The sequence below is a fragment of the Haloferax volcanii DS2 genome, assembly GCF_000025685.1.
In the GTDB taxonomy this organism is placed as follows: domain Archaea; phylum Halobacteriota; class Halobacteria; order Halobacteriales; family Haloferacaceae; genus Haloferax; species Haloferax volcanii.
Map to the genome: position 1 here is coordinate 1,126,923 of NC_013967.1, position 13,555 is coordinate 1,140,477.

16 protein-coding genes are annotated in these 13,555 nt (G+C 69.8%); 6 read left to right on the forward strand and 10 right to left on the reverse strand.

Going from position 1 to position 13,555, the window contains the following annotated elements:
- Window positions 1-4 precede the first annotated feature (4 nt).
- Both HVO_RS10640 and HVO_RS10645 read right to left on the reverse strand, forming a co-directional pair.
- On the reverse strand, window positions 5-1,612 hold the full coding sequence (locus HVO_RS10640; protein WP_004043706.1) for an acyl-CoA synthetase: 1,608 nt from the start codon (window positions 1,610-1,612) through the stop codon (window positions 5-7).
- Between the two features lie 63 nt (window positions 1,613-1,675).
- A complete protein-coding gene (locus HVO_RS10645) occupies window positions 1,676-2,632 on the reverse strand; it encodes a bactofilin family protein (protein WP_004043705.1) in 957 nt (318 codons plus the stop codon).
- Window positions 2,633-2,851: 219 nt separating this feature from the next.
- Between HVO_RS10645 and HVO_RS10650 the strand changes: the two genes are divergently transcribed.
- Both HVO_RS10650 and HVO_RS10655 read left to right on the forward strand, forming a co-directional pair.
- Window positions 2,852-3,826 (forward strand): aldo/keto reductase, encoded by a 975-nt coding sequence (locus HVO_RS10650; RefSeq protein WP_004043704.1) that lies wholly within the window; start codon window positions 2,852-2,854, stop codon window positions 3,824-3,826.
- A 43-nt stretch (window positions 3,827-3,869) separates the two neighbouring features.
- Window positions 3,870-4,364, forward strand: coding sequence for a hypothetical protein (locus HVO_RS10655; protein WP_004043703.1), 495 nt, complete (start codon window positions 3,870-3,872; stop codon window positions 4,362-4,364).
- Here the strand turns inward: HVO_RS10655 and HVO_RS10660 are convergent.
- From HVO_RS10660 to HVO_RS10670, 3 genes are read right to left on the reverse strand one after another with little or no spacing between them, the layout of a single operon-like run.
- Window positions 4,340-5,557 (reverse strand): MFS transporter, encoded by a 1,218-nt coding sequence (locus tag HVO_RS10660; protein WP_004043702.1) that lies wholly within the window; start codon window positions 5,555-5,557, stop codon window positions 4,340-4,342. The genes HVO_RS10655 and HVO_RS10660 overlap by 25 nt on opposite strands.
- A gap of 56 nt (window positions 5,558-5,613) precedes the next feature.
- Entirely contained in the window at window positions 5,614-6,675 is a 1,062-nt protein-coding gene (locus HVO_RS10665) for an iron transporter (RefSeq protein ID WP_004043701.1), read from the reverse strand.
- Window positions 6,672-7,343 carry an SCO family protein gene (locus HVO_RS10670; RefSeq protein WP_004043700.1) on the reverse strand — a complete coding sequence of 224 codons (672 nt, stop codon included), beginning with the start codon at window positions 7,341-7,343 and terminating at the stop codon, window positions 6,672-6,674. Before HVO_RS10670 ends, HVO_RS10665 begins: the two co-directional genes overlap by 4 nt.
- 145 nt (window positions 7,344-7,488) lie before the next feature.
- On the opposite strand from HVO_RS10670, the gene HVO_RS10675 reads away from it, so the two are divergent.
- A complete protein-coding gene (locus tag HVO_RS10675) occupies window positions 7,489-8,787 on the forward strand; it encodes a DUF7405 family protein (RefSeq protein ID WP_004043699.1) in 1,299 nt (432 codons plus the stop codon).
- 30 nt (window positions 8,788-8,817) lie between these two features.
- On the opposite strand, the gene HVO_RS10680 is transcribed toward HVO_RS10675, so the two are convergent.
- From HVO_RS10680 to HVO_RS10690, 3 genes are all read right to left on the reverse strand, one after another.
- Window positions 8,818-9,510 carry a cytochrome c biogenesis CcdA family protein gene (locus HVO_RS10680; protein ID WP_004043698.1) on the reverse strand — a complete coding sequence of 231 codons (693 nt, stop codon included), beginning with the start codon at window positions 9,508-9,510 and terminating at the stop codon, window positions 8,818-8,820.
- A complete protein-coding gene (locus tag HVO_RS10685) occupies window positions 9,510-10,100 on the reverse strand; it encodes a TlpA family protein disulfide reductase (protein ID WP_004043697.1) in 591 nt (196 codons plus the stop codon). Before HVO_RS10685 ends, HVO_RS10680 begins: the two co-directional genes overlap by 1 nt.
- A gap of 147 nt (window positions 10,101-10,247) precedes the next feature.
- Entirely contained in the window at window positions 10,248-10,931 is a 684-nt protein-coding gene (locus tag HVO_RS10690) for a DsbA family protein (RefSeq protein ID WP_004043696.1), read from the reverse strand.
- Window positions 10,932-11,114: 183 nt separating this feature from the next.
- Here HVO_RS10690 and HVO_RS10695 point away from each other — a divergent pair, with 183 nt between their 5' ends.
- Complete coding sequence (locus HVO_RS10695) at window positions 11,115-11,492, forward strand: 2Fe-2S iron-sulfur cluster-binding protein (RefSeq protein WP_004043695.1); 378 nt, start codon at window positions 11,115-11,117, stop codon at window positions 11,490-11,492.
- A gap of 13 nt (window positions 11,493-11,505) precedes the next feature.
- Here HVO_RS10695 and HVO_RS10700 read toward each other — a convergent pair whose 3' ends face one another.
- The gene (locus tag HVO_RS10700) at window positions 11,506-12,081 is read right to left on the reverse strand and encodes an NUDIX hydrolase (RefSeq protein WP_004043694.1); all 576 of its coding nucleotides are present in this window, start codon (window positions 12,079-12,081) and stop codon (window positions 11,506-11,508) included.
- Between the two features lie 163 nt (window positions 12,082-12,244).
- On the opposite strand from HVO_RS10700, the gene HVO_RS10705 reads away from it, so the two are divergent.
- Window positions 12,245-12,454 carry a hypothetical protein gene (locus HVO_RS10705; protein WP_004043693.1) on the forward strand — a complete coding sequence of 70 codons (210 nt, stop codon included), beginning with the start codon at window positions 12,245-12,247 and terminating at the stop codon, window positions 12,452-12,454.
- 36 nt (window positions 12,455-12,490) lie between these two features.
- Window positions 12,491-12,919, forward strand: coding sequence for an RNA-binding protein (locus tag HVO_RS10710; protein WP_004043692.1), 429 nt, complete (start codon window positions 12,491-12,493; stop codon window positions 12,917-12,919).
- A 42-nt stretch (window positions 12,920-12,961) separates the two neighbouring features.
- Here HVO_RS10710 and HVO_RS10715 read toward each other — a convergent pair whose 3' ends face one another.
- Window positions 12,962-13,525, reverse strand: a complete 564-nt coding sequence (locus tag HVO_RS10715) for a thioredoxin family protein (RefSeq protein ID WP_004043691.1) — start codon at window positions 13,523-13,525, stop codon at window positions 12,962-12,964.
- Window positions 13,526-13,555: the final 30 nt, after the last annotated feature.

Below are 13,555 nucleotides of genomic sequence, written 5' to 3' on the forward strand. Positions count from 1 at the left end.
CGACTCAGTCCTGCTCTCGGGACCGCAGTTCGATGCGGCGAATCTTCCCCGAGGAGGTCTTCGGTAGCTCCGCGACGAACTCGATTTCGCGCGGGTACTTGTACGGGGCCGTCTGCGCTTTCATGAACGACTGGAGTTCGTCCACGAGGTCGTCGGAGCCCTCGTAGCCGTCGGTGAGGACGACGAACGCCTTGACGATGCTGCCGCGTTCCTCGTGGGGGCTGGCGACCGCGGCGGCCTCCGCGACCGCCTCGTGGGAGACGAGCGCGTCTTCGACCTCGAAGGGGCCGATGCGGTAGCCCGCCGAGATGATGATGTCGTCGGCGCGGCCCTCGAAGAAGAAGTAGCCGTCCTCGTCGCGGGAGGCGAGGTCGCCGGTGCGGTAGTAGTCGCCGGAGAACGTCTTCTCGTCGAGGTTCGGCTTCTCGTAGTAGCCGTCGAAGATGCCGGGGCAGCCGACCGGGACGGCGATTTCACCGATTTCGTCGACGCCGACTTCCTCCTCGTTTTCGTCGATGATGGTCGTGCCGAGGCCGGGCGTCGGCTTGCCCATGCTGCCGGGTTTCACGTCGATGCCGGGGTAGTTCGTCAGGAGCGCGACCGTCTCGGTCTGGCCGTAGCCGTCCCGCGGGGTGACGCCGAACGCCTCGCGGAACGCCTCGATGGGTTCGCGGTTGAGCGGTTCGCCCGCCGACAGCGCCTCTTTCAGCCGCAGGTCGTACGAGCCGAGGTCGCGCTGGGCGAACATCCGGTACTGAGTCGGGACGGCGCAGAGGCGGGTGACGCCCTCCTCTTCCATGATGTCGAGGAACGCGTCCGGTTCGAAGTCGCCGCGGTAGACGAACTGGGTCGCGCCGGTCGTCAGACCGACGCCGACGGGGCTCCAGAACCACTTGGCCCAGCCGGTGCCGGTCGTCGCCCAGAGCAGTTCGTCGGAGAGGTCATCGTCGGCCGTGACGCCCCACCAGTAGGGGGCGTTGACGAGTTCGAAACACCGCATCCAGCGGTGGCGGTGGCGGACCGGCTTGGGCTGGCCGGTCGTCCCCGACGTGTAGTTGATGGACATCGGGTCTTCGGCCCGGAGGGCGGGGCCGTCGTGTTCGGTGGACGCGTCGGCGACGAGGTCCGAAAACGAGGTCCAGCCGTCGGCGTCGCCGCCGAGGACGACGAAGTTCGAAAGCGGCGTCTCGTCGCGCACCTCGTCGACCATGCCGACGAGCGACTCGTGGACGACGGCGGTCGTCGCCTCGCAGTCGTTCGCGCGGAACGCGATGTCCTTGGGCTTGAGCATCGACGAACTGGGCACGAGTAGCGCGCCGCGCTTGAGCGCGGCGAGTTGGACGGCGAACACGTCGGGGTCGCGGGGGAGGAGGTGGATGAGCCGGTCGCCCTTCCCGACGCCCATGGATTCGAGCGCGTTGGCGAAGCGGTTCATGTCGTCGCGGAGGTCGCCGTAAGTCCGCTCCTCGCGGCCGCCGTCGGCGTCGCGGAACCGGAGGGCGACGCGGTCGCCGAAGGCGTCGGCGTGCGACTCGATAACCGCGGGGATGTTGTAGTGCTCGGGGATGTCCCACTCGAACGATTCCGACTCGGCCGCGTAGTCGACTGCCATGGCTCGACAGACAGAACAGACCATAATAATTGTTCGTCCGGTTCCCGCGTGGGAGGCGCGCCGTCAGGCCATCGGCGAGCCCTCTCGCGGGCCTTCGTCGGGCGCGCTCACGCTCTCGTCGCCGTCGTCGGCGGACTCCCCGCGGAGCGCCAGCGCGAACGCGCCGAGCCCGACGAGCAGGACGACGAATTCGAGGATTCCCCCGAGCGGGACGAAGTCGAGGACGGCCAGCACGAACAGGCCGGCGAACAGCGCGACCCAGCGGTTGTCGTAGTCCGCGAGCGACAGGAGCCACGTCCCGAGGACGAGCGCGCCGTAGACGCCCGCGACCCAGAGGACGAGCAGGAAGCCGACCCCGCCGGCCAGCGAGAGCGGGATGCCCACGATGGTCAAAAGCAGGAGCAGCAGGACGATGGGTATCGCGACGATAGCGAGGAGGCCGACGCCGCCGCTCCGAACGGCCTGCTTCGTTCCGAGGCCCGTCACGCGGCCGGCGAAGCCGGGGGCGACGAGGACGATAATCGCGCCGACGACGAAGTTGGCGAGGAACCAGTAGCCCGAGACCACCCAGCCGGGGATGACCGGGCCTTCGAACTGGCCGAACTGGAACGGCGTCCCGGCGACGACGGGCGCGGCGACCGCGAGGTCGTCCACCTGCCGCACGCCGCCGTCGACGACGGCCGCGGCGTCGACGGTCGCGGTCGCCGCGTCGTATGCGAGCGAGCCGCCGACGCTGCCTTCGAGGGTCGCGGAACCCGCGACTGCGTCGAGGTTCCCGTTGACGACGCCCGTCTCCGTCACGAGGACGGTCCCTGCCGTCGCGGACACGTCGCCGGTTACCGTCCCGGCGACGACGACCGTGCCGCCGACCGCGTCGAGGTCGCCGTCGACGGTCTCGCCCTCGTCGACGACGACGGCCCCGCCGGCGGACGGTCCCTGTTGTGCGGCCGCGACGCCCGCGAGCGACCCCACCACGAGGAGGCTCACGAGGAGCGCGACCAGTTGTTTCGTTGTGAACATCGGAATCACCGAGGCTACGCCTCGGGCTACTGACACGACTCCGGAGAGCATAAACCGAGAGAGACGGTTTCAAACCCCGGGAAACGCCGTTTTCTGATGACTGTCTCGGCCCGAGGACCGGCCGGGTGGTTGCGCGGGCCCGGCCCGGACGGTCGGCCGGTCCCCCGCCGCGGCTACCGCTTGGTCCATCTTTTTGCCGACTCGCGGGGATGTTCGCACATGGAGTACACGACGCTCGGAGACACCGGCATGGAGGTCTCCCGCATCTGTCTCGGCTGTATGAGCTTCGGCACGCCGGAGTGGCGCGAGTGGGTGTTAGACGAGGAGGCGGGGCTCGAACTGGTCGACCGCGCCATCGAACTCGGTATCAACTTCTTCGACACCGCCAACATGTACTCGAACGGCGAGTCCGAGCGCGTCCTCGGGAAGGCGCTGGAGGGCCGCCGCGACGAGGCGGTCGTCGCCTCGAAGGTGTACTTCCAGATGGACGACGACGACCCGAACTCCGGCGGTCTCTCGCGGAAGGCCATCGAGCAGGAGCTCGACAACTCGCTCGACCGCCTCGGGATGGACGCGCTCGACCTGCTCCAGATTCACCGCTACGATTACGACACCCCCATCGAGACGACGATGCGCGCGCTCGACGACGCGGTTCGGCGCGGCAAGACGCGCTACGTCGGCGCGTCGTCGATGTGGGCCCACCAGTTCGCGGAGGCGCAGTACACCGCCGACTCGCTCGGACTGGACCGCTTCGCCACGATGCAGAATCACTACAACCTGCTGTACCGCGAGGAGGAACGCGAGACGCTCCCGCTCTGCGAGAAGCAGGGCGTCGGCGTCATGCCGTGGTCGCCGCTCGCCCGCGGCTACCTCACCCGCCCTCACGAGGAGTTCGAGGCGACGACCCGCGGCCGGACCGACGAACACGCCAAGGGCCACCCGTACTTCGAGGGCGGCGGCCGCGAGGTGAACGAGCGCGTCGAGGAACTCGCCGACGAGAAGGGCGTCAAGATGGCGCAACTGGCCCTCTCGTGGGTGCTCCACAAGGACTGGGTTGACGCGCCCATCGTCGGCACGAGCAGTATCGAACACCTCGAAGACGCGGTGAAGGCCCTCGACATCACGCTCTCGGACTCCGACATCGACTACCTCGAAGAGCCCTACCAGCCGGTCCGCGTCTCCGGCCACGACTAAGCCCAAGGGAAACAGCCTTCAGCGCCCGCAGTGAGGGACGACCGTGTCCGGGACCCTCGCACGACTCGCCCGCGACGAGCCGGAGACGGCGATTCTCGGCGTCGAGTCGCTGCTCGCGGCCGGCGTCCTCCTCGGCGTCGCGCTGACGCTCGTCTCGTCGCTCGCGCCGACGCTCCCGCTTGCCGACGTCGGCTTCGCGCTCGCGGCCGCCGCGACGCTCCTGCTGACGGCCGTCTCGCTTCTGGCCGCGTCGCGGCGAATCGCCCTCCTTCTCACCGGCCGCGGCGGCCTGCGAATCGAGACGTTCTGGCGGCTCCTCGAACTGCTGCTCGCGTTTCTCGTCGCCGGCATCGTCGCGTTCGCCGTCCAACTCGGCGAGTTCGCGGCGACCGTCCCCGACCCGCGGGGCGGCGGCGTCTTCGTCGGCCTGTTCTTGGCGTTCGTCCTCGCGGGCGTCGGCCTCGCCGTCGTCGTCTGCCTCCGCGGGATGTGGCTCGTCGTGAACGCAGAACTTCAGTCGGCGCTCGACGGGGTCTGAGTCGCGTCGATGCCGTCGAGCCGCTTCACCGCCCGGAGCGCGACGAGCGCGATGGCAACCTCGGCGAAGCCGACGACGAGGAACGACGGGAGGTAGCCGACCACGTCGGCGACGACGCCCCCGACGAGGAAGCCGGCGAGGAAGCCGAGGCTCCCGAAGACGTTGAACCCGCCGAGGGCCGCCCCGCGCTCGCCCGACTCGGCGAGGTCGGTCACGAGCGCCATCGTCGCGGGCGCGACGAGCGCGCCGAAGACGCCGACGACGACCATGAGAGCGGCCGCGAGTTCGAAGACCGGGGCGACGCCGACGGCGACGATTGACACGCCGTAGAGCATCGACCCCGCGACGACGGGGACGAACCGGCCGACGCGGTCGGACAGCGAGCCGAGAGGGTACTGCAAGAGCGCGAAGGGGACGAAAAAGAGCGCGAGCACCCCGCCGGCGACGGCGGCGTTCACGCCGAACGCCTCGCGGAAGTAGTACACCCCGACGAGGGCGAAGAAGCCGGCGGTCATGCGGTCGATGAAGCCGAAGGCGTACGGGACCGCGAACGCCGGGCGCGCGGCCAGTTTCTTGAGGACGACGCCGACGCCGACGCGGGTCGAATCGGGCGTCCTGTCGGTGACGGTCGTGACGAGCAGCGCGACGGCGGTGAGCGACGCGGCCGACGCGTACAGCGGCGCGAGGGGGTCGATGGTCGTGAGTTGGCCGCCGACGACCGAGCCGAGCGCCGCGCCGAGGCCGATGGCGATGCCCGCCGCGCCCATGTTCCGGCCGTTGCCCCCCGAGAGGTCCGCGAGCATCGTAATCGACAGCGAGAACGCGCCGATGGTCATCGCGCCGCCGAGGAGGCGGACGATGAGGACCGCGCCGAACGTGGCGTCGAGCCACGGGAGCGTGGCGAGCGCGAGGAGCGCGACGTAGCTGGCCGCGCCGCCGAGCGCGCCCGCGACGATGAGCCACGTCCGCCGGCCGAGCGCGTCCGAGAGCGCGCCCCAGACGCTCGAAAAGGCGACGAACGAGGCGAACTCGGCGACGAGAAACAGCATCCCGGCCGAGAGGTCGTACTCCCCTTGCCCGCCGCCGAGGGCGGTCACGAGGTCTGAGACGCCGGGATAGAGGAGCACCTGCGAGACGAGGACGCCCCAGACGGCGAGCGCGAGTGTCGCGCGTTCGCGGCGCGTCGAGTCCATACGGGGTCGGTCGGCCCGGACGGAAATAGCCCTGTCCTTGTTCGATTCGATTGCCGTTACCCGAGGCGGACGGGGTCGAATTCGAGGAAGGCCGTCTCGTACCCCTCGTGGCGGGCGACCTGCGGCGGCACGTCCACCGCGAGGTCCGCGGTCGCGTCGTCGCCGGCGAGCCCCGGAACCGACGCGCCGTAGTGGAACCCGAGGTCGGCGTCGAGGCCGGGTTCGAGGCGGCCGTCGAAGCGGGTCGACCCGCCGGATTCGACGGTCGCGGTGAGTCCCAGCCGCGGGACGAGAAGGCGGTTGTAGGGCGTCAGCGGGAAGACGGCGAGGTACGGGTCGTCGCCGAAGCGGTCGGCGTCGAGGGCGGTACCGACGAGTCGGAGGCTCCCAGTCGTCGCGCCCCCTAGCGCCGTCCCCGGAAGCGTCTCGGGGCCGCGGCCGAGCGGAAGCCCGTCCATCTCCATCGGCCTGACCGCGCCGGGGTCGCCCTGCTGGTCGTCGAGCATCGTGTACGGGATGTCGTCGCGGTCGCCGGCGCTGTACTCGAAGTCGAGCGTCGCGCTCGCGGGGGAGTCGAACCGGCCGACGAGGTCACCGAAGAGGCGCAGCGAGGGCGCGCCCACGTCCACCGTCACCTCGTAGGTGCCGTCGCCGTCGAGACCGAAGTTCGAGCCGTAGTGAAAGCCCATCCGCTGGGAGAGCATCGCGTAGACGACCTCCTCGATCACGAGGTCGCCGTCGCGGGCGATTTCGAGAGAGAGGCCCGTGTCGGGGACGACGACGCCCGTCTCGGGGTCCCAGACGGTCGCCATGAGATGCACGTCGTCGCCGGGCTCGACCGACATCTTCGACGTGCCGAAGCCGTCGCCCTCGTCGGCCATCACCCAAAAGCGGTGGGGGTAGCTGTAAAAGACGCCCACGCGGAGGTCGCCGGCGTCCGCGCTCCCGACCATGCGCATCCCCTCGGTGTGGGTCGGGACGTACACCTCGTCCGGGCGGTTCGAGACGACCGGCGGCTCGTTCGACGTGTAGAGCCGACCGAGTTCGGCGAGACAGCCGGAGAGACCTGCGGCCGCGACGGCTCCGCTCGCCGCGAGGAACCGACGCCGACTCGTCATGCCTCCCGGAGCGCGGTGAGGTCGTCGATGAGCGACTGTTCGTCCGGCTGGTTACCGCGGTAGGTCCGCTCGACGTAGCCGTCGCCGTTGACCAGCGAGATGAGGCCGAGGTGGGTGAACATGTAGTTGCCCTCGTCGTCCGGCTCGTTCTTCTCGAAGAAGACGCCGAACTGGTCTTCGACGACCGACTTCGCCTCGGACTCGTCGGCGGGCCGGAGGAAGTGCCAGTTGCCCGCGTCCATGTCCACGTTCATCTGGTCGGCCTCCGCGCGGAACGCGTCGGCGTCGTCGCGGGCGGGGTCGAACGTGATGGGGTAGAACGACACCTCGTCGGCGTAGCCCTCGCTGACCGAGTGAATCTGGACCTCGCGGAGCGCGCTGATGAGCACCGGACAGACGGTCATGCAGTTGGTGAAAAAGTACGTGTGGAAGTGTGGCACGTCGATGTCGCGCACCGACACCTCGATCCCCGCGATGGGGTCAGAAAGCGTCACGTCGGGGACCTGCTGGCCCCACGCCGGATACGGGAGGTCCTCGCTGGACACGTCGTTCTCGCGGTCGGGCCGCGACAGCGACACGTTCGGGTTGGCGTCGCCCCCACCGAGACAGCCCGCGAGGCCGACGGCCGCGCCCGCCCCGGCGGCGCGGAGATACGTTCGTCGTTTCATTACCCTCGCTAGCGCCCCGGCACTCAAATGCCGTTTGGTGTGCGTTTCGAACGGTAGCGCGCGTGTTCTCGTCCCGCACGCCGGAGGCGAAATCTTCGACGCACACACCAGAACGGACTTCCCCGCGAGGTCCCTAGCCGGGCGTATGTTCGACGGGTCTCCGTCCCGCCGGGAGTTCCTGAAGGCCGCGGTCGCCGCCGGCGGCGCGGCGGCGCTCTCCGCCTGCCTCGACAGGGCACCGGACGACCCCGTTCCGGCGGGGACCGGCGCGTTCGAGGCGCTCCCGAGCCGGCAGCACGCGTGGAACGAGTTCTGTCGGGAAGACGACCACGGCAACGTCGAGGTGCCCCGCCATCAGGTGCTCCTCTATCTCGACCTCGACGGCGAGGGACCGCCCGACGAGGCCGCCCGCGCGACCGTCGAGGGCGCCTTCCGCGCCCTCGACCGCGCCTACGAGCGGAGCCACGAGGGCGTCATCTGGTCGGTCGCCTACTCGCCGCGGTACTTCGACCGCTTCGACGACCCGCTTCCCGACAGCGTGGACCTGCCCGAACCGCGGGCGCTGTCGCCGTTCGAGACGCCCGACTTCGACCGGCAGGACGCGCTCGTCCACCTCGCGTCCGACCGCGCCGACGCGGTTCTCGAAGCCGAACAAGCCCTCCTCGGCGAGGCGGACGAGGCCAACGGCGTCGCCGTCGACGCCGACCTCTCGGGCGTCTTTTCGGTTGCGTCCCGGCGGACGGGCTTCGTCGGGGCCGGACTCCCCGCCGAGCACCAGTCCGACCTGAACGGCATCCCCGACGGGAACCCCGTCCCCGAGGCGTCGCCGCTGTTCATGGGGTTCAAAGCCGGCTTCGCCAAGAATCAGGCCACCGAGGAGTACGTCACCATCGACGACGGGCCGTTCGCGGGCGCGACCACGAAGCACGTGGCGAACGTCCGCCAGCGCCTCTCGGACTGGTACGACGAGGAAGACCGCTACCACCGGGTCATGAAGCTATTTTCGCCGGAACACGCCGAACAGGGACTCGTCGAGGGCGTCGGCGACAACCTCGGCGACGACAGCGGCATCGACGCGATGCTCGACAGCCTCCGCGACGACGCCTTCGAATTCGGCCACGTCGGCCACGCCCAGAAGGCCGCCCGCGCCAACCGCGACGACGAGGGCAACGTCAGACTCCTCCGCAGACACTTCGAGTCGGACGACGACGGCGTGGCGAGCCTGCACTTCCCGTCGCTCCAGCGCGGTATCTCGGCGTTCGAGGAGGTCCGCGAGGCGATGAACGGCACCGACCTGACCGACGTGCCGACCGTCCGCCAGCGCGTCAACAACGGGATTTTAGAGTACATCTTCGTCAAGCGCCGCGGCAACTTCCTCGTGCCGCCGCGGGAGATTCGCGCGTTGCCGACGCCGACCGGCGAAGTTCCGGGGCTGGACGGCTGAGCCGGCCGCTGCTCGCGCTTTCCTGCACCCTCAGACGTGTCCCAAGAACGACAGCGCCAGCCAAATCTGCCAGAGGCCGGCGAGCACCATCACGACCGCGGCGGCTTTCTGGACCGAGCCAACGTAGCCCGACAGCGACCGGATTCGGTCGCCGCCGAGCGCGGCCGCGACGGTGACGACCGAAAGCGGGAGCGCCGCGGCGGCGGCGTAGGCTCCGAGCGAGACGACCGCCTGCGGGGTCGGGAGCGCGAGCGATTGCGTGACGACGCCGAGGAAAATCGGGACGACGCAGCCGGCCGCCGCGAGGCCGTACACCCCGCCGAAGACGGCGAATCCGGTCACGGACGACCGGTACTCCGGGAGGACGACGTGGAGGCTCGGCGCGCGCCCGGTGAACATGAGGACGCCGAAGCCGACGAGCGCCGCGCCGACGAGCGGTTCGAGGAGCGCGAGGTGCGAGGCGATGCGGCCGCCGACGACCGCGAGCGCGCTCCCGATAGCGCCGAGGACGACCAGCGCGGCGAGCGATGCGACCGCCCCGCGGACGACCGCGCCGCCGAGGTCGGCCTCCTCGCTGGAGAGGTAGTAGCCGACGTAGCCCGGGAGAAGCGGGTAGGCGCAGGGCGCGAAGAAGGTGGCGACGCCGGCGCTGACGGCGAACGCGAGCGTGCCGGCGAAGGCGGAATCGAACCCCAGCGCGGGGCCGAGACCGAACCCGGGCATCAGGCGACGTCCTCGACGGCCGCGCGGAGATTCTCCTCGCTGGCGAGTCCGCGGTGGGTCCACGTCGCCTCGCCGTCGGCGTCGAAGACGACGAGATACGGGAGGCCGTTCGCGCGGACCGCGCGCATCAGGCTACTGTCGGGGTCGTGGCCGACCGTCCAGTTCCCGTCGTGTTCGGCCCACCAGTCGCGGATGTCGTCCATCGTGAGGCCGCCGCCGAGGCGCTCGTTCGTCACCGAGACGAACGCCACGTCGTCACCGAACTCCTCGTGGAGCGTCCGCAGCGACTCCATCTGGGCGACGCAGGGCGCACACCACGTCGCGAAGAGGTCGAGGACGGTCGGCGCGCCCTCGGCGGGGATTCGAACCTCGCCGGCCGACGACCCCTGCGCGTCGACGGTGTCGACGACGAGCGGGAGGTCGCCGGAACCGGACCCCGACGACGCGGTGGCGGAGGCGGGGTCGGCGGCGTCGCTCGTCGTCTCGGCCGCGTCGCCCGCTTCGGCGGGTGCGGACCCGTCGCCGAGACAGCCCGCGACGCCGGCGACGCCCGCGCCCGCGAGCAGCGAGAGGAGGGCGCGTCGTCTCACCGGGCGTCACCTCGTCGGGGTCGGGAGCGCGGTCGCGTCGTGTGCATACTCGTGGCTAGTGAATCCCGTCGTAAAGCGTCGCTGGTGTCGTGCGCGAATCCCGCGCGAGAGGTGGTGTGGGCGTCGAACCACGCGACTCGCGTCCGATTACCGGGCGTTCTCGACGGCGCGCTGGAGGTCGGACCATCGCGGCGCGACCTGCTCGCCGTCGATGAGAACCGTCGGCGTCCCCTGGAAGCCGCGCTCGTCGACGGCCTCGGTCCGCTCGGCTTCGACGAGCGGGCGGTAGCGTTCGCGCGAAGCCGCCGCGGCGACCGAACAGCCGTCGAGGTCGGCGTCGGCGGCGAGCGACTGGAGCGTCGACAGCGACCCCTCGGCGTCGCCGCCGCCGAACTCCGATTGGTTCTCGTAGAGCGTGTGGGCGAAGTCGAAGAAGGTCTCGTCGTCGGCCTCGTCCTGGACGGCGCGGGCCGCCGAGGCCCCCTTCCACGACCACCATTCGTCCACCGGAATCGGGAAGTCGTGGTGGCGGTAGCGGACGATTCCCTCCGAGACGTACTCGGACCGGAGCTGCGGGGCGACGTCGACCGCGAACGTCGCGCAGTGAGGGCAGGCGAAGTCCTCCCAGACGTCGACGACGACGCTCGCGTCCTCGGACCCGATGACGGGCGTGGGGAGCGAACTGACCGTGTCGCGTTCGGGGACCTCACAACCGATGGCGGCGACGGCGTCGTTTCCGGACCCGCCGCTTCCGCCGCCGAGGCACCCGGCGGTGCCCAGCGTCAACGCACCCGCCGTGGCGGCGAGGTACGCGCGTCGTGTGTTGCGCATGGTCGGGGTCGGGGACGGACGAACTTAGATTCTCCGAGGCGAATCGCGGGGTTTCGGAGGGCGTTGCCGCTTTCCGTGGTTCGATTCGGGAACGCGGAACTCCGGCGACTCACGGCCGACGACCGCGATTTCAGCCGTCTCACAAACGACACTGATTAAGCCTCCTGTGGCGTCACCTAACACGTGCCAACCGTCCACTTCCGCGGCCGGGAAATCGAGTGCGACCGCGGGGACGTCCTCCGCGACGTGCTCCGCGCGGCCGGCGAATCGCCGCACAACGGTCACTCGTCGTGGTTCAACTGCCGCGGCGGCGGCTCCTGCGGCACCTGCGCCGTCCGGGTTCGCGGTCCCGCGACCTACCGGACGAAAAAGGAGCGCCGCCGGCTCCGATTCCCCCCGCACGACCCCGACTCGGGGCTCCGACTCGCGTGCCAGACGGTCGTCCTCGGCGACCTCCGGGTGGAGAAGTACCCCGGATTCTGGGGCCAACGCGTCGAAGCCGATGAGAGCGAAACAGGAGCTGTGCAGGACGCGGAAGACGCGCAGGAACCGACCGACTGAGCCGGCGGCCCGGTCAGTCGCCGGCGACGTGGTCGTACCACGACAGTAGGTCGTCGCGGTCGCGGGTGTCTGGCGGGAGCTCCGAGACGCGGAACCACCGCGCGGCCGAGATTTCCTCGTCGGGGTCGTTCACGCTGAGTTCCGCGGCCCCGTCGACGCGGGCACGGTAGACGGGCATCACCCCCCACGTCTGGTGGCCGTCGCAGCGGATGTCGACGCGGGTGGCCATCGCGAGGCCGCCGTAGTCGGCGGTGATACCGGCCTCTTCAGCGAGTTCGCGCCGGGCGGCCGCGGTGAACCCCTCGTCGCCGTCGACGCCGCCGCCGGGGAGGACCCAGAGGCCGACGCCCTCGTGGCGGACGAGCAGTATCTCGTCGTCGCGGCGGCGGACGACGGTGTGGACGCCGTAGGGCGTCCCCGTGGACTTCACGCGGGAGGCGAGCGTGCGGAACCGCGGGCGGGAGACGCGGCGGGTGTGAACCGGTTCGAGGTAGTCGGCGTCGGCGTGGTTCCGGCGCAGGCGGTGGTACGCTTGCTCGGCGCGCTGTCGCGCCTCGTCCGCGAGGAACCACAGGTCGTCGACCGTCATCGGCGCGCGGCCGGCGGTCGATGTGCGAGCGGGCGACTCGGCATACCGCACGGTTCGGCGCGACTCCACAAATCGGCTTCGACACGCGTCGTCGCGAGCGGCGGAGCCGGTGACTTCGCGTCCAATCATCGCCCTTTTATCCGGTGACGCGGAACCTGTGGGTATGAGCTTCGAGAAAGACGACAAGGTCGTCCTGAACGACAAGCACAGCGAGTTCGACGGCGAGACCGGCACGGTCACGCAGGTCATCGAGAGCATGTTCGGCGAGCCGACCTACACCATCAGCTTCGACGAGGGCCAGGAGGTCGGCATCGCGCAGGACCAGCTCGAAGCCGCCGACGGCGACGACGCGGACGAAGCCGACGAAGAGTAAGCGACCGACGACCGACCGACGCCTCTCAGACCCACCATGCCACGCGTTCCGTTCCACTACATCGACCTCCGAACGTTCTGCTACGAGACGGAAGACCAAAAACGGGTCGAGGGGGCGCTTCGGACGTTCCTCCCCGACGAGTTCGACGTCGACCGCGTCGAGAGCACCGGCCACCACGGCGACCGCATCATCGTCTTCTCCGCGCGCGTCGAGCGCGCCAACGACGTGCGGTACGTCCTCGACAAGATACGCGACCTCCCCGACTTCGAGACGCTCCTGGACGAACTCGACCAGCGCGTCACGGACAACACGGAGTTCTTCCTGCGGCTGGACAAACAGGCCGCGTTCAAGGGCGAGGCCCGCCGCGGCGGGGGGCTCACCCTCCGCGCGAAAGTCGAGGCCTACCCGGCGAAGAAGGAAGCCGCGGTGGAGAACGCCCGCGACGCCCTCCTCGGCGACGAGTAGGGTCGTCCGCGAGCCGGTCGAATCGCTTCCGAGTGCGCTGTGTTACTCGTCTTTCCACTTGATGGAACAGCCCTGCGAGGGGTACTCCTCGACGGGGATGTCGTCGCCGGCGAGCAGCGCCTCGACGGCCGTCCGCATCTCGTAGTCGGAGACCTCGTCGTCGGGGCTCATCGCGTCGTCGATGCGGGAGTGGAACGCGAGTTCGAAGCCATCGCCGGTGTTCTCGAGGAGGAACGGGTCGGGCGTGCAGACCGCGCCGTAGTCGGCGGCGACCGCCTGGGACTCGTCGCGGAGGTAGGCGGTGTACCCAATCGTGCCGTCCGCGACGAGTTCCTGCATTCGTTCGAAGGAGTCCTCGGGGCGGTCCTCGGCGTCGTTGGGGTTGATGCCGACGACCGCGAGGTCGTCGTAGGCGCTGGCGAGGTGGTTCAGCTCCTCGAACTTCGCCTTCGCGTACGGACAGTGGTTGCAGGTGAAGACGACGAGGACCGCATCGTAGTCAGCGAACGACGAGAGGGAGTACGTCTCGCCGTCGGTGCCGGGGAGTTCGAAGTCGGGGGCGGCGTCGCCGCGTTCGAGTTCGGAGTCGGATTCGAGCAGTACCATGTCGCCACGTTGGCCCGCGGACATGAAAAG